Below are 19,715 nucleotides of genomic sequence, written 5' to 3' on the forward strand. Positions count from 1 at the left end.
ATAGAAGCATATTCACCATATTGGGTAGGTCCGGTGCCGATTTTGGATTTCGGTGGCAGCGCATCTGGTCTCAGGACCGAGATCAGCAATGAGCTGGCCTCGGCGCTTTCCGCCGTGCTTGATGCCTCTGGTGACGATGGCGGGCGCTACGATACGCGGACCCGCCGCTCTCTGGTTCAGACAATCGCCGCCAGGGCTTACGGCAAACCCCTTCTTGAACTCGCTTATCTGATAGCGGCCGCGGACCAGCTTTCCGGCCGTCACGGGTATGTCGGTTTCTTCTGGGGTGTCCGGGCCGCGACGTCTGGTGCCTACAGGGCCGCTGCTTTCGCGGCAGCGGGGCGGAGTGCCGCGCCAAGGGAGATCGAGGCGGGAGCGGATGAGTTGATCATCAGTTATCCGGGGCCGGTGTTCAGGGTGAGCTACGGACGCATGCCCTTTCTGGCGGCGCTGCTGGATTTTTGCGTCACCGCGCTCGGGTTTTCCGAAATGGATGATGAAATATCCGCTTTCCTGTCTGGTCCGAAAGACCGGGAAGACATGCAGTCCTTTGCCAATGGATTGTCCCGGCGGCTCTATGACTTCCTGAAAGATCACCTGCCGTCGCAGCAATATGAGCGGAAGTTTAACGCGATGTGCAGCTTCATCGCGGACAGAACGGACCGGCGGGTCAGTGCCGATGCAATCGATGACAGAACGGTGCTCGCCTTCTGGGAGGAATGCTGTTCCGACCGTCGTGCGGGGAGCGATTTCAAAGGTTTCCGGACGGTTGCGATCAACTTTCTCCATCTGAGACTGGCGCTGAAGACGGCCGCCGATCGGCTCGCCATTGATGCGGCGGCGCCGATCGGCTCATCACGGGATGCCGGTGAGGTTGATCCGGAGGAGATTTGCGGTGCCCTCGAGGTGGTCGAGGGTAGGCGGTCCGTGCTTGCGGAATTGGCCCTGCCACCGGCTGACCGGTTGAAGGCCATCAACAAGCGTGAGAGCGCGCGGCTGGAACTGGTGATGGAGGCGGGCGATGCGGCCGCCGTCCTGCCTTTGACCATATTGAGAGCGGAATGTTTCGGCGCGCATCAGGCCCGGATCGTTCAGGCTGTCCGGAAAAGAAAGGCGACAGAGCCTCATGGGGCGGTTGAGGCCTTGATCGATCAGAAGCCGGTCGAGGATTACGGGGCTGCAACGGACGACTTCCAGGAATTGACGGTGCAGATCAGGAAGGTCCGGCTCGCCCTGATGTTTATCCTGTTCCGGAATGCGCGGCCCGAAGCTTTCGAAATTGGTTTCGATCTGTTCCCGGAGGTGGCACGGGCACTGCGAAACCGGATCAACGAGCCTGAAATTGACTTTGCTGACAACGTGGTGCCATTGCGCCCGGGCGGGGCGATCGGTCGTTTGCTTCAGGGCGCTGTTGAAGGTGATTCGGAGACGATGCCGGAAGCCGGCCTTTTCAAGGCGTCCCGTCTGGCTTTTGCCAAGGTGAACCGACGCGGTTTTGAAGAGGAACGGGTGTGCGAGCTCGAGATCATGGAGGCCGCCACGGCATGTGAGCCGTTGTTGCGGGTATGCGGGGAAGAGCTGCGGGCGTTCCTTGCGGCACTTGAACGTCATTTCAACCTGATCCCCGCAGAGCAGGTGTTCGAAGAGGATTGCCGCCGTTTCCATACCGCACTCGCGGCGCTTTACCGGGAGACGGCATGACTGAACCAAAGCTCCCCGGGGACGATGACGGGTTTGCCAAAGCCCTTTTTGTCGCCAGTTCCGCGGACCGGGATATCCGTCTCTGGCTTTCAGAGGCGGCGGCGGTGGAGGACAAACCGGTTCCGTTCGCGGCGTTCGTGCAATGTCTTGCGGACCCCGAAAGCGCTACGGGGCGGCGCGTCATGGAAATGGCCGTGCGGCGTCCGGACGTCAGGGCTGCCCTCATGACGTTGGCCAGTCGGTTCGCCCTCGGACATCTCCCTGCAGTTGCCGCCGCGAGTGACGGGGCCTTGGCTGTACGTGAAACGGATGCGTTCCGGATGCGTCTGGAAGCTGCGTATGACGCCGGCGGTTTGGCATATTTCATCGTGGAACGTCTGGATGACGGAAGTGACATGCCGCGTCTCGCGATTGGCATTCCCGAAGCGGGCGAGCCGGTGATGCGGGCTTTGCCTGAAAGCGTCGATGGCGGGGTTCAGCTCATGTTGCCGTCCGATGATCCCTTCCTTCACTTGTTTCGCGACCCGGATAGCCGGTTTCTGTTGGCCTGATGGCGACGATGCCGCTGATCAGGGTGCTGATCGCAACAACGCGCGGGCCGGTAGAGGTCCAGAACATCGCGCGTGAAAACCCGGCGGTCCGCTCCGTCATCTGCGTCGGAGGGGCATTCACGGCCTTGCCGGTCAGCCCGGCCTATGATGCGTTCGTGCGCGAGCCGACAGGTGTTGTGGAGCGCATGACGGGGCATCCAGTTTACCGTACCGATGTTGCCGCACCGATAGAGGCGGGAGAGAGCTGGCAGCTGGGAATGTTCCTGGCTCATGCCTTCCAGCTTTCCGGTGTATTGGCCAAGCCGGGGGACGCGGCCGGGAAAACGATCCTGGTTACCGGCGGTCTGGGCCGGGATCTGAAGGTGACGCCGGTAACGCATGTCGCTGAAAAACTGGCCCGGGCCGACGCTCCTGATCAGGGAGAGGGTGTCTTCTTGTACCCGCATGGATCTGAAGCCATCGCGGATACGGACGGCTGGCAGTCTCTACCAGTGGCAAACGTGCGGGATGCGCTGAAAATCTGTCTCGGGCGGGAGGCGGCAGAGCGTTTCTTGCTCCAGCAGCCTCCATCTGTAGGGAAGAAGATAGCGTCATGGCGAAGCCGTTTAAGAGCGCCCGTCTTGGCGGGGGCTTTTATTTCCATTCTGTTTTTTTCCGCATTTGCGGGCTTTGTTCTGCGGCTCTCTTCGACAGACAACAAGACTCAAAGCTCTGGCGGAAATGCGGTCGGTTTAATCAGCCTTTCTATTGCGGCCCGGGATCCCGTTAGCGGTGAATGCGGCGATCTGGTTGCGATCCCGCCGGATCGCAACGTCTTCAAAGGCCCGGTGTGCTTTGGTCGGATGAGTGTCGCAGAGAGAGGCGAACACCGTATGCGCATGACCATCGATGGCGCTTTCTCCAGCTATGTCGACCAGAGCCGCTACAGGCGTGAGCTTCAGCGGATGACCGGCGGCGGTGGCCGCTTGGTTCTGCAGATAGATTTCCCTTATTGGGTGAGGGAGCCTGTCTCGCTCATAGCGGAGACTGAGCTTTTGGGGATGGACGGGAATCCCGTTCATTCGGAAAGACGAGCCCTAGAGGTGATGCCCGGTGGTGGTGCGGGTTATTGAACAGGTGCTGTGTAAAGTGATGTGGCGCGACAGTCCCCGTCGGCCGTTTCGCCGGGATGTACATTGTGCCTCGAGGCCCCGCACTCCGATCTCTCTGGGCCGCGTCTTTTTGATGTTTTGAAAAAGCGAAGGGACCAGTATATTTAATTGGGTTCGTTAGTTGGAAATCAGATTCCAAGGTGAACTTCACTCACCGCCAGTACATGCAAAATGCCAAGCTGTGAATGGCTTGTGAATAATATCAATCTTTTCCAATTTAAAGCGATATCCTGAATTGACTTTTAAGTCCGAATGTCAAGAGGCGGGTAACCATGGGGCGAGCGGGATCTCTCATATCTAAAGCTTCTAGCTCTCTTGTATGGCCAAAAAAGTTATCCACAGGTAAGTTTCGGTTTTTTTCGAATAAGTTAAGTCTACATGTCTGTTTTATGCGTTGCTGGCTGCCGGCCGCGCTTGGGCTGTTGGGAATAACAGTTTGTGTACCCTATGGTGTCGCGGAACCGGTAGATCTCGAGTTGGTTTTTACGGCTGACGGTTCCGGCTCGATTGACGATGACGAGCTTTTACTTCAGCGGCAGGGTTATGCGGAGGCGCTGCTTGATCGGCGCGTTCTGGATGCCGTGGCATCCGGCCGCTGGGGCAAGATCGCGGTTAGCTATATCGAATGGGGTGATGAAGCGTCCCAGCACACAATTGTCGACTGGCGAGAGATTGCGGGGCCGGAAGATGCTCGCGCATTTGGAGAGGCGTTGTTATCCGCGCCCCGGGCAGCCTGGGGCTATAATTCGATCAGCGAGGCCATTGCTTATTCCACTGACAAGATCCTGACGAATACCTATGAGGGCGTGCGCATGGTCATCGATGTTTCCGGTGATGGCCCGCAGATTGGCGGCCGGCCGATTGACTGGGCCCGTGACCGGGCGGTGGATGCGGGTATCACCATCAATGCTTTGGTTGTAAAGAGTCGTGGCGGTGGGCATCGAGGGCCGGGAAACATTCCGCTGGAAATGCATTACCGGCTGGACGTGATTGGCGGGCTCGGTGCCTTCGCTATGGTGGCGGACGAAGAGACGCCGTTTGCAGACGTCCTGCTTGCCAAGATTATCCGGGAGATTGCGGATGCTCGTCCGACGGGACATGGCCGCGACGTTACCGGGATTGGCATTACGGGCCCTGCGACCCAATATGCAGAAAACGTGATCACCTGTGGGACGGAGACTTATGAGCGAACCGGCACTTACCCTGGATGCAAGCGGCCTTAAATGCCCGCTGCCGGTGTTGAAAACCCGTAAGGCCATCAAAGGCCTTGAGGCGGGCCAGTTGATCTCCGTGCAATCGACGGACCCGGCTTCTCCACTGGATTTCAAACACTTCTGTAACAGCGGCGGCCATGAACTCGTCAGCGAAGCTGAGGCGGAAGGCACCTTCACGTTTGTCATCCGCAAGGGCCCCTGAACGGGGGGCTTGTTGGCTATGGATGTGTCGCTAAGCGGCGGGTAGCCCGTCCGTACCGGCACCGCAGACGATAACGGCGACAGTGCTGCCAGCCGGTGCGGGGACCTTGCCTGTCATGAGGGCGGCCTGGGCCGCTGCGCCGCTGAGCTCGGCGGACAGGCCGGTCTCTTCCCAGAGCCATTCGGCGGCTGCTTTCATTTCCGCGTCGCTGACCAGCACCAGCTCATCCACATTCTTCGAGATCAGCTCGAAATTGAGCTCGGCAGATGTGCGCGGTGCCAGCGTGCCCGCCGCCGTCTCGATCTTGTCCAGAGTCACTAGGTGGCCCGCCGCGCGTGCGGCATGATGGGTTGGCGCGCCGGTCGGCTCGACACCGATGACCTTGATACCCGGCTTCAGCAACTTGGCCGCTGTCGCCACCCCGGAGATCAGCCCGCCGCCGCCAATGGCGACGATAAGCATGTCGATTTCCGGCGCGTCTTCCAGCATTTCAAGTGCGATGGTGCCCTGTCCGGCGATGACGCGCGGATCTGCGAAGGGGTGGATATAGGTCAGGCCATCCGCTTCTGCGTGGGCGAGGGCAGCTTCGTTCGCTTCATCCCAGACGGAGCCTTCGATGATGGTTTTGGCGCCCAGGGATTTCAGCTTTTCCACCTTTGAAGGCGGCGTGCTGGAGGGCAGATAAATCACTGCCGGGCAGCCGGTCATGCGGGCGCCGAAAGAGACGCCGAGGCCGTGATTGCCGCCGGAGGCCGTGATCAGTCCGCGCGACCGCTCTTCATCCGTCAGCGACATCACGGTGTTCGTGGCGCCGCGCACCTTGAAAGAGCCCGTGGGTTGCAGGTTTTCGAGCTTCAGTAGCAACCGGGCGCCGGGCGCCGGATCGCTTTTCAGGGCGATAGCGTCCAGCAGCGGTGTGCGGCGGACCTTGCCGTGGATACGTTCCGCGGCGGCCTTGAAGTCGGACAGGTCGGTCAATTGAGGATGCCTCCATCGATTACAAATGCTTGGCCGGTTGTGTAGGCGCTTTCGTCCGAGGCGAGGTAGAGCACCATCGCCGCGATTTCCTCTGCCGTGCCAAGGCGGCCGAGCGGCTGGCGGGCGATGAAATCTTTGCGGGCCTGCACCGGGTCGTCGAACGCGTTGATTCGTCCGTCCAGGGACGGAGACTGAACTGTGCCGGGGCAGACCGCGTTGCAGCGGATGCCCTGTTTCATGAAATCGGCGGAGATCGATTTGGTGAGGCCGATCACCGCCGCCTTGCTTGATCCATAGACGCAGCGCAGCGGGATGCCCTTCATGCTGGAGCTGACGGAGGACATGTTGATGATCGAGCCGCCTCCGGATTCGAGCATTGCCGGCAGGAAGGCCCTACACATGCGGAACATCGCCTTGACGTTCAGATTGAAGGAGAAGTCCCAATCCTCGTCGGATGTATCGAGGATCGAGCCGTGATGCACGAAGCCGGCGCAGTTGAACAACGCATCAATTGCGCCAATCTCTGCTGCCGCGGCTTTAACGGCATCGCCGTCGAGCACGTCGAGTCGGCGTGTGGTGACACCGGCGAGTCCCTCGAGTTCGGCGAGCTTTTCCTGATTGATGTCAGTCGCGATGATTGTCGCGCCTTCACGGCTGAAAGCCTCTACAGTGGCCCGGCCGATACCCTGCGCGGATGCAGTCACAAGAGCGGTTTTCCCCGCCAAACGTCCTGACATGATGTTTCCCCCGATTTTGATTTTCTCGAGGTTCATGAGTACGGCATCGGGTTTCCATGCGGCAAGCGTTTGCGCGGCACATGTGGTGGGCTATCATCACCATAATTAAATAATAGGGAGTGCTGGTGATGGCTGAAGCAGGCGGGGCGCAGGACGCGCAGAAATTGACGGTCCGATTGAACCCGGCGGACAATGTCGTTACCTCGCGTTCCGAGATCGGGGCTAACGTCAAGATTCCGGAAGAGATGGTGGCGACGCTCACACCTGTGCCGCAGGGGCACAAGATTGCGACGCGCAGGATCGGCGCCGGTGAGCCGGTGAAGAAGTACAATCAGATCATCGGGTTCGCGACCGAGGACATCCGCCCGGGCGGACATGTGCACACCCACAATGTCGCCATGAAGGATTTCGAGCGGGATTACGCCTTCTGTATGGATCGGACCGAGACAGACTATATCCCGGAGGCGGACCGCGCGACTTTTCAGGGCTTCCGACGGAAGAACGGCAAGGTTGGGACGCGCAACTATATCGGTGTCCTGACAAGCGTGAACTGCTCTGCTTCGGCGGCGAAGTATCTGGCCGACGCGGTTAGTCCGGAAATGCTGGAGAAGTATCCGAACGTGGACGGGGTGGTGGCGCTCAGTCACGCGACGGGCTGCGGAATGGCGGATACGGGCGAGGGGTACGAGAACCTGCAGCGCACCCTCTGGGGCTTTGCCGGGCATCCGAACTTCGCCGGGATCATTCTGGTCGGACTTGGCTGCGAGGTGAACCAGATCGACTTCCTGCTGGAAGCCCATCAGCTTGAGCGCGGCCCCCGCCTGCGGACCATGACGCTGCAGGAAACCGGCGGCACGCGGAAGACCATCGAAAAGGGCCTTGCCCTGATCGAGGAGATGCTGCCGCTGGCCAACCAGAGTCGGCGCGAGACATGTCCCGCCTCGGAACTGACGCTGGCCCTGCAATGCGGCGGCTCGGACGCCTATTCTGGCATGACCGCGAACCCGTCGCTCGGCTATGCGGCGGACCTGCTGGTGCGCCATGGCGGGACCGCCGTGCTGGCGGAGACGCCCGAGATTTACGGGGCGGAACATCTGCTGACGCGCCGTGCGGTCAGCAAGGAAGTTGGCGAGAAGCTGATCGAGCGCATCAAGTGGTGGGAAGCCTATTGCGCCCGCAACGGCGGCGAGATGAACAACAATCCGTCCCCCGGCAACAAGGCGGGCGGCCTCACCACCATTCTCGAGAAATCGCTCGGCGCAACGGCCAAGGGCGGTACCACGAACCTCACCGGCGTCTACAAGTACGGTGAGCGGATCGACACCAAGGGCTTTGTCTTCATGGATAGCCCCGGCTTCGATCCCTGCTCGATCACCGGCCAGGTGGCGAGCGGCAGTAATGTGGTCGCCTTCACCACAGGGCGCGGCTCCTGTTATGGCTGCAAACCGGCTCCCTCAATGAAGCTGGCGACAAACACGCCGATGTATCGCCGCATGGTCGAGGATATGGACATCAATTGCGGGGCCGTGCTGGACGAAGGCATGACGATTGAGCAAATGGGCGAGGAGATCTTCCAGCAGGTGCTGGCCGTCGCCTCCGGCGAGAAGACCAAGAGCGAGAAACTTGGCATCGGCGATCATGAGTTTATCCCCTGGCAGGTCGGGGCGGTGATGTAGAGATCGCCGGAGCGATCATGATGGGTGATGATTTCGCCGACAGTTATCTCGGCCAGCTTCGGAAGCTGATCGGCAGCCGCATGGTGCTGATGCCGGGTGCGCGCTGCGTCATTCTAGATGATCAGGATCGTGTGCTTCTGCAGCTCCGGGGTGACTTCCGTGTCTGGGGATTGCCTGCCGGGTTCTCCGAGCCTGGCGAGAGCGTGCTGCAGACGCTTGTCCGGGAGGTCCGGGAGGAAACCGGTCTCACCGTGCTCGATCCCACGCCATGGGGCCACGCTTCCTCCCCGGAAGAATCCACGCTGGTCTATCCCAACGGCGATACGATCCAGGGTTTCGGTGTGGATTTCGTCGTCCACAAATGGAGCGGGGACCTCAAGGCTGACGGGGCCGAGACCCTGGCGCTGGACTGGTTTCCGCTGGACGATCTGCCGGAGATGATCCATGCCCATAAAAGTGCGCTCGGTCATTTCGCCCGGTATCGGGAAACCGGCACGTTCCAGCTCTTCTGACCACCGGAAACAGCATGTCCTTCGAAGCTTTCCTTGGTGAACTCCGCGCGGATGCGGACGAGCGCCGCATCACGCCGCCCCCCGGCTCTGTTGACTGCGACGTTCGCATCACAAGCGTTTCCGGCGAGGCACCTCCAAAAGATCTGCCGGAGCGCCCGACGGAAGCGTATCGCGACGTTCAGGAAGAAATCGGCCTGTCGCGGGTGGTCCTGATCCAGCCGGACGAGCTTGGCTTCGACAACAATACGCTGCTTGCCTCTCTAGAAGCACTGGCCGTCGCTCCGGACGGTTATGTCGAGGACTGCGCGCGGGCCTTCTGCATGGTGCGCCCGGGGATCGAGGCAGCGGAGCTTGAGGATCTTGCGGCCGCTGGTGTCACAGGGATGCGCGTGACCATGCTGCGGCACCGGGAAAGTTGTCCGTGGGACGAGATCGACCGCCATGTCCGGCGTGTGCATGACCTGACCGGCTGGAATATCGAGCTGGCGATGGACGGCTCGGACTTGCATGAGGTCGAGCAGATGGTTCGCGCTTGGCCCGGAAATATCATCCTGCCAGATCTTGGCGGGTTCCGCTTCTCCCGCAGCCTGACGCAGCCGGGGTTTCGGGCGCTTCGCCATATCGTCGACAAAGGACATGTCTGGGTGAAACTCTCGGCGCCTTACGCGATCGGTAAAGACGGTAACCCGGAAGACCCGGAAGTGAGCGAGCTTGCCGGTGCGCTTGTCGACTGGGCGCCGGAGCGCATGATCTGGGGTAGCGCCTGGCCGCATTTGAGCTGGCCGGGAGAGGCTGATTCCTTACCCGTAAATTCGGGCTTGATGGAATCACTCGGCACCTGGGTTTCCGATGGAGAAGTGCGGGATCGCATTTTACTTGAGAATCCGGAAGCATTGTACGGCTTTGGGGCGTGGCCGATCGCAAAATAATTCGGCACATTCAGGCGATAGCGAAGAAAGTCGAACGCGAGCAAGTCCCGGATGAAGATCAGTCCAAGCGGCGGCGCCGTCCGGCCCGTGTCGAGTGGTCGCCGTGCAGATACGGCCGCGCATCATCATAAGTCCAAGATATCTCCGTTTCGGCGTAGGATATTTTTGAGTCCTTATATTCAATAAGGTCACTTCTTGGCGATTGTAGCGCATTGATATTTTTGTTGTTTGTTTCTCCGAAAAGCATTCGAATAAGGACGTATTTGAGATTTCTGACTTCACAAAGTCATAGTAAGTTTTAGTTAAGGAATATTGCCTACTTTGTACATCAAGCGGTGTCTTAGTCCGTCGAGAGATATGTTTGCAAAGTGGGTGGGGTACATGAATATTTCCAGCATAAGCGTGCGGAATAAGGTCACATCTGTGACTGTTATTCTTGTTGCCATTGCAATGCTTGCGACAGCGTATTCAGCGATCTTCCTGATCGCGGATTATGTCGAGAAACAGGCGGCGACGGCTCAGGATCGTAACTTGCGAACGGCAGCCATGATGTTGTCGGACAGTTACGAAAATCTCGTTGTCACAAAGAAGGGCGACGGACTTTCAGTTTCCTGGAAGGGACAGATCCCCGCATTCGAAGAGCACGCCGCCATCGACGATGTTGGCTTTGCCACCGGCGAGACGGCGACGATCTTTGCCTGGGACGAGGAAACCGGGGACTTCTGGCGCCGTACCACGAACATCAAGAAGAACGACGGCAGCCGTGCCATCGGCACGCCGCTTGGCAAGAAAGGCAAGGTCTACCCGATCATCACCAATGGGCAGACTTTCCGTGGGCTGGCGACAATCCTCGGCAAAGAATACTTCACCCTCTATGAGCCGATATTCTCCACCACTGACAAGAGCAAGGTTATCGGTATCCTCTATGTGGGCGTCGGTCGAAACGCGATCGCGGAGATCAGGGACGAGCTGACGTTCAGCCTGCTGAGCGTCATGGCTGTGCTTGCCGTTATTGTTGTGGCCGTCTCCGTGCTGGTTGTCGGTCGCCTCTTGAAGCCGTTCCCGGTCTTGCGCGGGGTCATTCACCGGCTTTCCGCCAACGAGCTTGATGTCGACGTTCCCTATCTCGACCGTAAAGACGATGTTGGCGATCTGGCTCAGGCTGTGGAGATGTTCAAGACCGCGTCCATGGAGAGCCGTACTCTTTCAGATCAGCGTATTGAGGACGAGAAGCGAGGCGATGCCGAAAAGCGGCAGATGATGGTTCGAACCGCCGACGACTTCGAAACCACGGTGGGCAGCATGGTCGACCATGTTTCCACTTCGCTGCAACAGTTCAATACGTCCGCCAGAGACATGTCGGCGACGGCGGAGGAAACCAAGGCAAAAGCCGGGCTCGTCGTGACCGCGTCCGAGGATGCGGCCCGGAACATCCAGACCGTGGCGGCAGCCACCGAGGAGCTCAGCGCCTCGATCACGGAAATCGGCCAACAGGTCTCGCAGGCATCCAGCATCGCCTCCGGTGCGGTGCGCGAAGCGGCAGATACGAACAGCAAGGTGCAGGGTCTGGCGGAAGCCGCGCAGAAAATCGGCGAAGTGGTGGGCCTCATCACGGACATCGCCGAGCAGACCAATCTGCTCGCTCTGAACGCCACCATTGAAGCCGCGCGGGCCGGTGAGGCAGGCAAGGGCTTTGCGGTCGTTGCCTCTGAGGTGAAGAATCTGGCCAGCCAGACCGGCAAGGCAACCGAGGAAATCTCGGCCCAGATCCAGGGCATTCAGGCTTCCACGGACGAATCTGTGACGGCGATCGGTGCGATCACGCAAACCATCGAGCAGGTTGATCAGATCGCGGCCGCCATCTCCGCCGCCGTGGAAGAGCAGACCGCCGCCACCCAGGAAATTGCCCGGAACGTGGAAGAGGCTTCTGCCGGCACGAACCAGGTGAACAGCAATATCTCCGAGGTCTCCGCCGCCACCCAGGTGACGGGAGAGGTTGCCCAGACGATCCAGAGCGAATCTCTCGCCCTGTCGCAGGACGCGGAAAAGCTGAAAGCCGAGATCCAGCGCTTCCTTGCTGGTATCCGCTCCTGATCTAGGGCCTTTGGTGGACGTTCTCTGGTCCTGACATACAACGCGGAGAAGCCGAAAAGCTTCTCCGCGTTTCTGTGCCTGCATATTTTATAAAGTCAATTTTACCGCCAACAGGAAGCCGGCAGGGCGTCTGCCGGAGCCTGACCGTGCTTATTTCGGATCGTGATCCGCTGAGACGACTAGCCGCCAGAGAATATCGCCCAGACTCTCGTCATGCTGATGGTGGTTCTGCGGCGGTAGCGGCTCCCCTTGGTTTGATGCCACTTCCTTCCGGCACCCTTCGCAGCGATAGATTCCGGAACGCGGCGCATCGTCGCCGGGCCGGTGGAATTCGTCGAAGACGGGGACTGCCGATTTCAAGAGATACCGATCATCTTTGTAGAGAGCCATGGTCATCTCCATTCGTTGTTTGATCGAGTTATCGTTCAACCGATGGCGGGGCGAGTCAAGGAGAGGGGGAGGTGGTGGATCCGCCGACGGCGGATAGCTTCCTTCAAAATTCATTTGCGTGTGCGGCGCAGCATGAATTGACCCCTGCAGATCCCGCTAAGTCCAATCCCTGTCGCGAAAAACCATGACCGTTTTGCAGCTATTGGCAAAATCAGATAACTTATGTCGGAATAACGATAAAAAAGCAGGGATATGACGATGACGTTGCTGACAAACGCCGAAGAGATTTCCGATATCGCGTTCGGATTCATGGGGTCTAAGGCGTTATTTGCTGCGCTGCATCATGGGGTTTTCACCTGCCTCGCAGACGGTCCGCTCTCCGTCGAGGAGATGGCCGCGGCAACCGGCCTGCATCCGGATCGGGTCCAGACCCTGCTGACCGCGCTGGCCTCGCTCGGCGTGGTCTCCGCGGTGGAGGGGCGCTTTGCAAATTCGCCGGCGGCCGAGAGCTTCCTGGTGAAAGGCGCGAAATACGATTTCGGCGACTATCTGCGTCTGCAGGTGGACCGGCAGATGTACGGTCTGCTGGATCAGATCGAGGATGCCATCGCCAACAACCTGCCGGATGATGCCACCAGCTCCTACGCCGACTGGTTCTCCGACCCGGAACAGGCAAAGCTCTATTCCAACAGCCAGCATGCCGGCTCCCTCGGCCCGGCGCGGGGCTTGGCGAAATTGATCGACCTCAGTGGCGGCAAGAAGCTGCTGGATGTCGGCGGCGGTACCGGCGCTTTTGCCATCACTTTATGTAAAGCGTTCGCGGACCTGGCCGCGACCATTGTCGATTTCCCGAACGTCGCCGCGCTTGGTAAAGGCTATGTCGAGAAGGCCGGGCTCAGCGACCGGATCGAATATGTCATTGGCGATGCTTTGCGCACCGAATGGCCGCGCGAGCAGGACGCGATCCTGATGTCCTATCTGTTTTCCGGCGTGGCCGGTGACGAGCATGACAGCCTGCTGAAGCGCGCCTACGATCATCTGGTTCCCGGCGGCCGCCTGCTGATCCACGATTTCGTGGTTACGGCCGACCGCACAGGCCCGAAACTCGCCGCCCTCTGGCAGCTCCAGCACACCGCCTTCACGCCTGAAGCGCGTTCGCTCGACGATGAATGGCTGGCGGAGCAGTTGAAGAAGACGGGCTTCACGGATGTGAAGGTTGGGCCGATGATCCCGGGCATGACGATGCTTGCCGAGGCCGTGCGGCCGGAGTAATTCGCCCCCTGTCCTCGCCTCTGTCCTATGTCTTATGACCCTGCCGGCAAGCAGGCTCAGCTCCCCCTCAATTCCCTGTTTTCTTATCTTTTCATGATGTTGTAGAAAGCAGCATTGTTCTCGATGAGCCGACGGGGTGGGGTTGTGAAAGGGTTTCTGTTGAATGTGTTCCGGGAAGTTGGGAACTCGGTGCGCTATGGTGATGCAAAATGCGTCGTAATTGCTGGTGTTAGTTTTACGCTTTTATTGTCGTACCTTCAGTTTTTATTGGGAGGTCAGAGGAAGACTTGGGGTATTGTGGCCTCCGACAATTTCCCTGTTTTAGTCGAGAAAGATTTCCTGATTTTAGCTTTGTTGTTTTCTTCTTTTATTCTGTCAGCTCTGGCGCTTATTCCTTCTATTTCGAGAAAATCCTGTAGAATAAGTTTCTTGAATTGGGTGAATAAAAAAATGTACCAGAGTGAAGAAGTCTTGAAAAATCAGGGGATAGTATATTTTCGTGACATCGCTATGTATAAAACATTGGAAGAATACGGCCTTTCTCTTGAAAAAAAGTTCGATTCTGGAAAACCATTAGATCAGGTAGAGGCTGATCTTTCTGCCCAAGTGTGGATTGTATCCCGGATTGCAACTGCGAAGTTCATTGTTGCCAATTTTGCCGTTTATTTCCTGTTCTCCGCAGTTGCTTTGTTTTTTGTCTTGTCCGTTTTTTGATCTGGTGTCGGCCTCTGTCTGCGTTGATGAAGCGTAACGACCTGAATTACATGACAATACCGGGGTATCTAAAGTTCCTCACAACACCCGATAAACATTATAAACCGGGCCTGCTGGCGTCCGGTCACCTGATCCCACGCACACAGCCTTGTTCAGCCAGAGATACTTGTCCGCCGATGTCTCGAAGCTGGGCGTGATCCGGAAGTAATAATCGTCGCGGTTGACCGGCTGGCCGGCATTCATCCGGGCCATGACTTCTTCGGGGCCGTGGCGCAGGCCCTTGTAGGTCATGTAGATCAGGGCGCCGTCGTCGGCTTCCAGCACCAGACGGACGTCGAGTTGCGTGACGCCATCGTTGCGCACGAGAATCCAGTCGCCGCCGCCGCCGCGCACGGTGCCTTTGATCGCGGGACCTTCGAAACTACCGCCGGTGACCTTGGCGATCTTGCGCTCGCCGTACGGCGTGTGGCCGAGCAATTGCAATGGGGCTTCGACAGCGAGTGTGATGTCGAAAAGATGTTCTGTTTGAATGTGGCTCATTGTCCGGTCCTCCCATGATGCCCTTTCAGGCTAATCGTTAACGGGGAGTATGACCGGGTTTTCAGAGCTTGAAAATCATCTCGATAGGTGGCCTTCAGGGGGTGACGATCACCTCGGCCCGCATGCGGGGGTGAATCCGGCACTGCAGGATGAAACGGCCCGGATTCTCGAAAATCACAGGCACTTCCGACCCGTTCGATTGCAGTCCGATATCGAATTCTCCATCTTCGCTGTCCGAGTAGACGTTGTGGCCGAACACATCCGAGTTGAGGAAGGTCACGGTGTCCCCGGCCTTGATGGTGATGGATTTCGGCTGGAAGGCGATCCCGGACTGCTCGATCACAAACGGTGTTGCCGCGTAGAGCCCTCCGACTGAGAGCCAGCAGGCTGCTGTCGTCAGCGCGAGAAGTGTGACGAAACGGCGGCTCCGATCAGTGCCGGAGCAGTCTCCTTTTGTCCGGCCGCGCGCTTCCACGATCAACGGTTCACGACCGGCGTGGCGATATCGATCACGTCGGCCCCGGCGGGTGAGGCGATCTTGCCGACGCGGCTCATCGCACCTTTGGCCACTGAGAAGGTATAAAGCGCGCCCCCGGCGGCAGCGAAGCCGTGGTACTCGTCTTTCGGGTCGGTGAAGATGTCGATGGCTTCGATCTTGGTTCCCTTGGCGAGACCTGTCGGCCCGACGGTTTTCAGCACGCCATCGTTTGGCGGGTCCTGCACGACATACATGCCGTTCTTGCTGTCGACGTCGAACAGCTGGGTGTATTTCGTCCCCTTGAAGGAATTTATGTAAGCGCCGGCCAGCACGCCTGGCTCCTCTCCGGCATGTGTATCGCTCTTGTCATAAGCCAGGCGGCCGTCGATCACGGCGGCGCCGGTTTCGACATCGACGCGCAGGTTCTGGCCGTTTGAGGCCATGACCCGCAGTCGGTCGGCCTGGGGGTTGAAATCGACGACCAGATTGTCGACCGCTTCCAGCCGCTCGGAGGTTTTCGATTTGCGGGTGGCGGCGCCGGTTTTGATGTCGATGGTGTAAATCGTGCCGGTTGCGGTGACGGCATAGAGCGCGAGGTCGGCCGGGCGGATATCGATACCAAGCACCTTGGTGTCGACCCCGGTGATGTCGAGTGACCGCGCCGAGCCCGGCTGCGTGTCGGTCATCAGGAGCAATTGGTTGTTGGCCGTCAGGGCAATCAGATCGAGGGCAAAGCCGGGGGCTGCCCAGGTGAGGCTGGTTGCCAAAGCGGCCGCGGCCAGGGCTTTTGAGAAGGTCATTGCTGCTTTCCAGTCTGCTAAAAAGTGCAATCAGCGCATGAAACGAGCAATCAAGTAAGGCGCGTACATCCTTCTACGAAGCATTCGGCAGACTAGATCAGATCAGGATAAGATGAGGCACCCGTAACGGAGCGCACTCAGAGCTTGAAAATCGCTTCGACCTTGCTTTTCAGCTGATCCGGCGTGAAGGGTTTGGCGATATAGGCATCGACGCCGTATTTACGGGCGGCGATGACGAAATCCTTGTTCGCGTTTCCGGTCAGCATAACGAAGCGCATCTTCGGGTAGGTCTTCCGCACGGCGCGCAGGAATTCGAGACCGTTGATCTCTGGCATGTTCCAGTCGGAGACGATGAGCTGGACGTCGCCGTTCAGCTCGTTCAGCAGCTTCAGGGCTTTCAGCCCGTCCGCAGCGTGGAAGATCCGTCGGAAGCCCATCAGTTTCAGCGCGCCCTGGGCGAGCTTGGTTGCCATCGGCTCGTCTTCGGCGATGATCACCTGGTATTCGGAAAAGTTCGGGCGAATGCTGCTGGTATGATCCGTCATGAAACTCATCTGGCGGCCTGGTTGTCGAAAAGGGTGCGGCTTTGCTCAAGGGCAGCGAGCAGATTTTCGGCGGCTGCCGTGCAGTTCTCTAAATGATCCGCTTCGGCGCCGGTTTCAACCGAAAGTGCAGCCCGGTAGACATCGCGTAGCCCGACAGAGGCGGCTGCGCTCTTCAGCGTATGGGCGGCCTCGCTCAGTCCGGTGGCATTCCGGGCCTTGAGATGTTCCTCGATGATGGCTGCGTGGGCATCGACCGAGCCGAGAAAGTCGGACACCATCTCATCCGCGAACTCCTCGCCGAGCTGATCCCGGTAGGTGGCGAGAATGTCCGGTTCCAGCGCCGGCCCGTCCTGCATCAACCGCTCGGTCACGGGGGAGGCGGTGTCTTCGGGAAAGTCGTCCGCCCAGTCGTCATCACTGTTGCTGTCTTCAAGACTGTCGAGCTTCAGCACGCGGGCCAGAGCGCCGAACAGCAGGCCCGGATGGATCGGCTTGGCGACATAGGTGTCCATGCCGGCGGCAAGGCAGCGCCGGACCTCCTCTGCCGTTGCAGCCGCCGTGGCGGCAACGATGGGAATGTCCGACAGCGGCGGGTCGAGGGCGCGAATGCGGCGGGTCGCTTCCAGCCCGTCCATCACCGGCATGTTCATGTCCATTAGTACCGCGTCGAAGGTGCCGGGCGGCTCGGCCTCCAACGCCGCAAGCGCGGCGGCACCGTCCGGGACGATTTTCACACTATGACCTTCGGCCTCAAGCAGGCCGCGGGCGACCTGCTGGTTCACCAGATTGTCCTCGGCGACGAGCAGAGTGAGCGGCGGCAGCGTTTGGGCGCTTGCCGGCAGATCGCGGTTGTCCGGCATCGCACCGTCGGCGAGCGGGATCTCGAACCAGAAAGTGCTGCCTTCACCGGGGACGCTGTCGACGCCGATCTGGCCTCCCATCAGTTCCACGATCTGCTTGCAGATGGCGAGCCCAAGCCCGGTGCCGCCATATTGCCGGGCTGTTGAGCTGTCCGCCTGGCTGAATTCCTGGAAAAGCCGGTCGACCTTGTCCTGCGGGATGCCGACGCCGGTATCGGTGACGCTGAACCGGTAGCTGCCTTCCGTCCAGGCCGGGCTGACGGAGACGGTGACGCCGCCTGTTTCAGTGAATTTCAGGGCGTTACCGACCAGGTTCAGCAGCACCTGGCGCAGCCGGGCTGAATCGCCCTTCAGGTAACGCGGGCAGTTCTCGTCCACATCGGCCTGGAAGGTGAGGCCTTTTTCCTCCGCCCGGCCCTGCATCAGGGCGAGGGAGCCATCCACCATACGGTGGAGGTCGAAATCCAGCAGTTCGAGATCGAGTTTGCCGGCTTCCAGTTTTGAGAAATCAAGGATGCCGTTCAGCAGGTGCATCAGCCCTTCGGCGCTTTCCAGTACCGTCTCGGCGAAATGTTTTTCCTCAGTGCCGAGAGGGCGGCGCAGCAGCAACCGGGTCATGCCGATGACGCCGTTCATCGGGGTGCGGATCTCGTGGCTCATCATGGCCAGAAAGTCCGACTTCGCCTTGGCGGCGGCCTCGGCGCTGTCTCGCGCTTCGCGCACCTCGTTCATGACGTCCCGGAACACCAGCAGGGAGCGGGCCATGCCGCCGATCTCGTCGCCCCTGGTCCGATCGCGCGAGTCGACGGCGACGGAGCGGTCACCGGAGGCGAGCGATATGGTGCCCTTGGCGAGCCGGTTCAGCGGTCTGATGATGTTGCGGGCCAGCAGGCCGGCGACGATCAGGGAGACCACCAGAACGCCGCCGAGGATGTAGCTCGTTAGCAGTTTGGTATCGTTGACGCTCTGTTCGGCGGCGAGCCAGAAGCGGTACCCGTCCTCGGCGGCGGTCTGTACCAGGATGTCGAGATTGACCTTCAGCCGTTCCGCGATGATGTCCCTCTGGGGCTTCATGGCCGGATCGGTCCGCGCGGTATGGGCAGCGTCCCACCAAGCTTCGAAGTCCATGCGCAGGGCCTCGGCCAGCTCCAGTGTTCGTTCCGACATCCGGCGATCCGAGGCGACTTCAAGATCGATGAAGAAATCTTCGCGCAGGCGGCCAAGGCGCTCTTCCGACGAGGCACCTGTAAGCCGTTCCTCCAGCTCCAGGACCAGGAAGTTGGTTTGGGCGGAGCGGGCGAAATTGATCGATTGCAGCGGCCGGTCATACATCGCCTTGGCGATGTCGCCGAGCGACCATGTGGCAAAGAAGCTGGTCCCCGCGAGAGCGCCGGCGGCTAGTACGGCTACCAGAAACGCGCCGATCAGTTTGAGGCGGAGAGACATCGCGTGCCGGTTATTCGGTTACGGTGATCTTCATGCGCATCCGTGGGTGGATCCGGCAGCGGACATCGACGATGCCGAGTTTCTCCAAGACAACGTCCCGCTTCTCGCCAGGCGGCTGCAGCCCGATATCGAAGTCGGCGCCCTCAGTCTCCGAATAGACGTTGTGTCCGTAGAAATCGTCGTTCACGAAACGCACCATGTCGCCTTTTTTCACGGTGACATCATCGGGTGTGAAATTTCGGCCCTTCTGGCTGATTGTCGCGGCCGGGTCCGCTGCGATGGCGATCATCGTCCCGGACGTGCCGAGGAGAACGGCCGCCGAAAGCATGACGCGAAGCAATCCTGGAAGAGACATCAAATCGTCCACTTCAATTTCTGAATACATGACTATATCGGAAGTAAGGATAATTAATCAGCTTTCATCGGCGCAATTACCAGTGAAACCACGTTATCCGAACCTCACAAATAGGCGATTCAACTCCAGCCGATGGAAGGTTTCGGCCTGCGGGCCGTGGTCTGGGCCGAAATAAAGGCCAAGTTTGGCACAATGCTGGAAGAAACCAGGGCCGGGCAGACCGTCCCGGGCTTTCGAGATTGCAGCCGCGGCGCGCAACGGCTGGCCGATCCGGTGGTCGCGTGCCGTCAGGTCCTCGAGCGCCTCGGTCAGGCGATGGATGCGGTAGCGTCCGGCGATGCCGGCCGCTACCGCGAGTTCCGCATAGGTGATCGTCTGCTGCGCCCGGGCCTGTTCTTCAAGCGCCTCAATCATGCGCGCGAACCAGGGTTCATGGTCGTGACGTCCGGCGCCTTGTGCATCGCTCATCGGGGCTTCGGGCTCCAGTGTACAACGGGCGTGCGGTCAGTTTTGCCCTGACAGGCCCGGCATTCTTCAGTAAAGGGTGTCCCATAAATCAAGGGACTCCAA

At 59.5% G+C, this 19,715-nt stretch carries 21 protein-coding genes; 11 read left to right on the plus strand and 10 right to left on the minus strand.

Going from position 1 to position 19,715, the window contains the following annotated elements:
* Positions 1-33 precede the first annotated feature (33 nt).
* The 5 genes from K328_RS0118200 to K328_RS0118220 all read left to right on the plus strand — a co-directional run bounded on the left by K328_RS0118200 (position 34) and on the right by K328_RS0118220 (position 4,819).
* Positions 34-1,701: a hypothetical protein gene (locus K328_RS0118200; protein ID WP_028467191.1), complete on the plus strand. Its 1,668-nt coding sequence runs from the start codon at positions 34-36 to the stop codon at positions 1,699-1,701.
* Complete coding sequence (locus K328_RS0118205; protein WP_028467192.1) at positions 1,698-2,252, plus strand: hypothetical protein; 555 nt, start codon at positions 1,698-1,700, stop codon at positions 2,250-2,252. Before K328_RS0118200 ends, K328_RS0118205 begins: the two co-directional genes overlap by 4 nt.
* Positions 2,252-3,364, plus strand: coding sequence for a hypothetical protein (locus tag K328_RS0118210; RefSeq protein ID WP_028467193.1), 1,113 nt, complete (start codon positions 2,252-2,254; stop codon positions 3,362-3,364). Before K328_RS0118205 ends, K328_RS0118210 begins: the two co-directional genes overlap by 1 nt.
* A 515-nt stretch (positions 3,365-3,879) precedes the next feature.
* Positions 3,880-4,626 (plus strand): DUF1194 domain-containing protein, encoded by a 747-nt coding sequence (locus tag K328_RS24790; RefSeq protein ID WP_205620703.1) that lies wholly within the window; start codon positions 3,880-3,882, stop codon positions 4,624-4,626.
* Positions 4,586-4,819, plus strand: a complete 234-nt coding sequence (locus tag K328_RS0118220) for a sulfurtransferase TusA family protein (RefSeq protein WP_028467194.1) — start codon at positions 4,586-4,588, stop codon at positions 4,817-4,819. Before K328_RS24790 ends, K328_RS0118220 begins: the two co-directional genes overlap by 41 nt.
* A gap of 30 nt (positions 4,820-4,849) precedes the next feature.
* Here K328_RS0118220 and K328_RS0118225 read toward each other — a convergent pair whose 3' ends face one another.
* Together K328_RS0118225 and K328_RS0118230 are read right to left on the minus strand one after the other, a co-directional pair.
* Complete coding sequence (locus K328_RS0118225) at positions 4,850-5,797, minus strand: threonine ammonia-lyase (protein WP_028467195.1); 948 nt, start codon at positions 5,795-5,797, stop codon at positions 4,850-4,852.
* Positions 5,794-6,534: an SDR family oxidoreductase gene (locus tag K328_RS0118230; RefSeq protein WP_028467196.1), complete on the minus strand. Its 741-nt coding sequence runs from the start codon at positions 6,532-6,534 to the stop codon at positions 5,794-5,796. The genes K328_RS0118225 and K328_RS0118230 overlap by 4 nt, the downstream gene beginning before the upstream one ends.
* Positions 6,535-6,662: 128 nt before the next feature.
* On the opposite strand from K328_RS0118230, the gene K328_RS0118235 reads away from it, so the two are divergent.
* From K328_RS0118235 to K328_RS0118250, 4 genes are all read left to right on the plus strand, one after another.
* The gene (locus tag K328_RS0118235) at positions 6,663-8,210 is read left to right on the plus strand and encodes a UxaA family hydrolase (RefSeq protein WP_036554896.1); all 1,548 of its coding nucleotides are present in this window, start codon (positions 6,663-6,665) and stop codon (positions 8,208-8,210) included.
* Positions 8,211-8,227: 17 nt separating this feature from the next.
* Positions 8,228-8,722: an NUDIX hydrolase gene (locus tag K328_RS24795; protein ID WP_084608393.1), complete on the plus strand. Its 495-nt coding sequence runs from the start codon at positions 8,228-8,230 to the stop codon at positions 8,720-8,722.
* Between the two features lie 14 nt (positions 8,723-8,736).
* Positions 8,737-9,651 (plus strand): amidohydrolase family protein, encoded by a 915-nt coding sequence (locus K328_RS26040; protein ID WP_051285103.1) that lies wholly within the window; start codon positions 8,737-8,739, stop codon positions 9,649-9,651.
* Between the two features lie 423 nt (positions 9,652-10,074).
* Positions 10,075-11,745, plus strand: a complete 1,671-nt coding sequence (locus K328_RS0118250; protein WP_169721228.1) for a methyl-accepting chemotaxis protein — start codon at positions 10,075-10,077, stop codon at positions 11,743-11,745.
* A 150-nt stretch (positions 11,746-11,895) separates the two neighbouring features.
* Here K328_RS0118250 and K328_RS0118255 read toward each other — a convergent pair whose 3' ends face one another.
* Complete coding sequence (locus K328_RS0118255) at positions 11,896-12,135, minus strand: hypothetical protein (RefSeq protein WP_028467199.1); 240 nt, start codon at positions 12,133-12,135, stop codon at positions 11,896-11,898.
* Between the two features lie 258 nt (positions 12,136-12,393).
* On the opposite strand from K328_RS0118255, the gene K328_RS0118260 reads away from it, so the two are divergent.
* Positions 12,394-13,407 carry a methyltransferase gene (locus K328_RS0118260; RefSeq protein ID WP_028467200.1) on the plus strand — a complete coding sequence of 338 codons (1,014 nt, stop codon included), beginning with the start codon at positions 12,394-12,396 and terminating at the stop codon, positions 13,405-13,407.
* Positions 13,408-13,551: 144 nt separating this feature from the next.
* Positions 13,552-14,121: a Pycsar system effector family protein gene (locus tag K328_RS24805; protein WP_156901473.1), complete on the plus strand. Its 570-nt coding sequence runs from the start codon at positions 13,552-13,554 to the stop codon at positions 14,119-14,121.
* Between the two features lie 78 nt (positions 14,122-14,199).
* On the opposite strand, the gene K328_RS0118270 is transcribed toward K328_RS24805, so the two are convergent.
* From K328_RS0118270 to K328_RS0118300, 7 genes are all read right to left on the minus strand, one after another.
* Positions 14,200-14,661, minus strand: a complete 462-nt coding sequence (locus K328_RS0118270) for a DUF3237 domain-containing protein (RefSeq protein ID WP_028467202.1) — start codon at positions 14,659-14,661, stop codon at positions 14,200-14,202.
* 94 nt (positions 14,662-14,755) lie between these two features.
* On the minus strand, positions 14,756-15,136 hold the full coding sequence (locus tag K328_RS0118275) for a plastocyanin/azurin family copper-binding protein (RefSeq protein ID WP_051285105.1): 381 nt from the start codon (positions 15,134-15,136) through the stop codon (positions 14,756-14,758).
* 2 nt (positions 15,137-15,138) lie between these two features.
* Entirely contained in the window at positions 15,139-15,939 is an 801-nt protein-coding gene (locus K328_RS0118280) for a DUF4394 domain-containing protein (RefSeq protein ID WP_028467204.1), read from the minus strand.
* Between the two features lie 137 nt (positions 15,940-16,076).
* On the minus strand, positions 16,077-16,484 hold the full coding sequence (locus tag K328_RS0118285; RefSeq protein ID WP_169721229.1) for a response regulator: 408 nt from the start codon (positions 16,482-16,484) through the stop codon (positions 16,077-16,079).
* Between the two features lie 5 nt (positions 16,485-16,489).
* The gene (locus tag K328_RS26045; RefSeq protein ID WP_051285109.1) at positions 16,490-18,790 is read right to left on the minus strand and encodes an ATP-binding protein; all 2,301 of its coding nucleotides are present in this window, start codon (positions 18,788-18,790) and stop codon (positions 16,490-16,492) included.
* 10 nt (positions 18,791-18,800) lie between these two features.
* Complete coding sequence (locus K328_RS0118295) at positions 18,801-19,145, minus strand: plastocyanin/azurin family copper-binding protein (RefSeq protein ID WP_036555094.1); 345 nt, start codon at positions 19,143-19,145, stop codon at positions 18,801-18,803.
* A 93-nt stretch (positions 19,146-19,238) separates the two neighbouring features.
* Positions 19,239-19,613: a hypothetical protein gene (locus tag K328_RS0118300; protein ID WP_028467207.1), complete on the minus strand. Its 375-nt coding sequence runs from the start codon at positions 19,611-19,613 to the stop codon at positions 19,239-19,241.
* Between the last annotated feature and the right edge of the window lie 102 nt (positions 19,614-19,715).

Source organism: Nisaea denitrificans DSM 18348 (assembly GCF_000426505.1).
GTDB classification, from domain to species: Bacteria; Pseudomonadota; Alphaproteobacteria; order Thalassobaculales; family Thalassobaculaceae; genus Nisaea; species Nisaea denitrificans.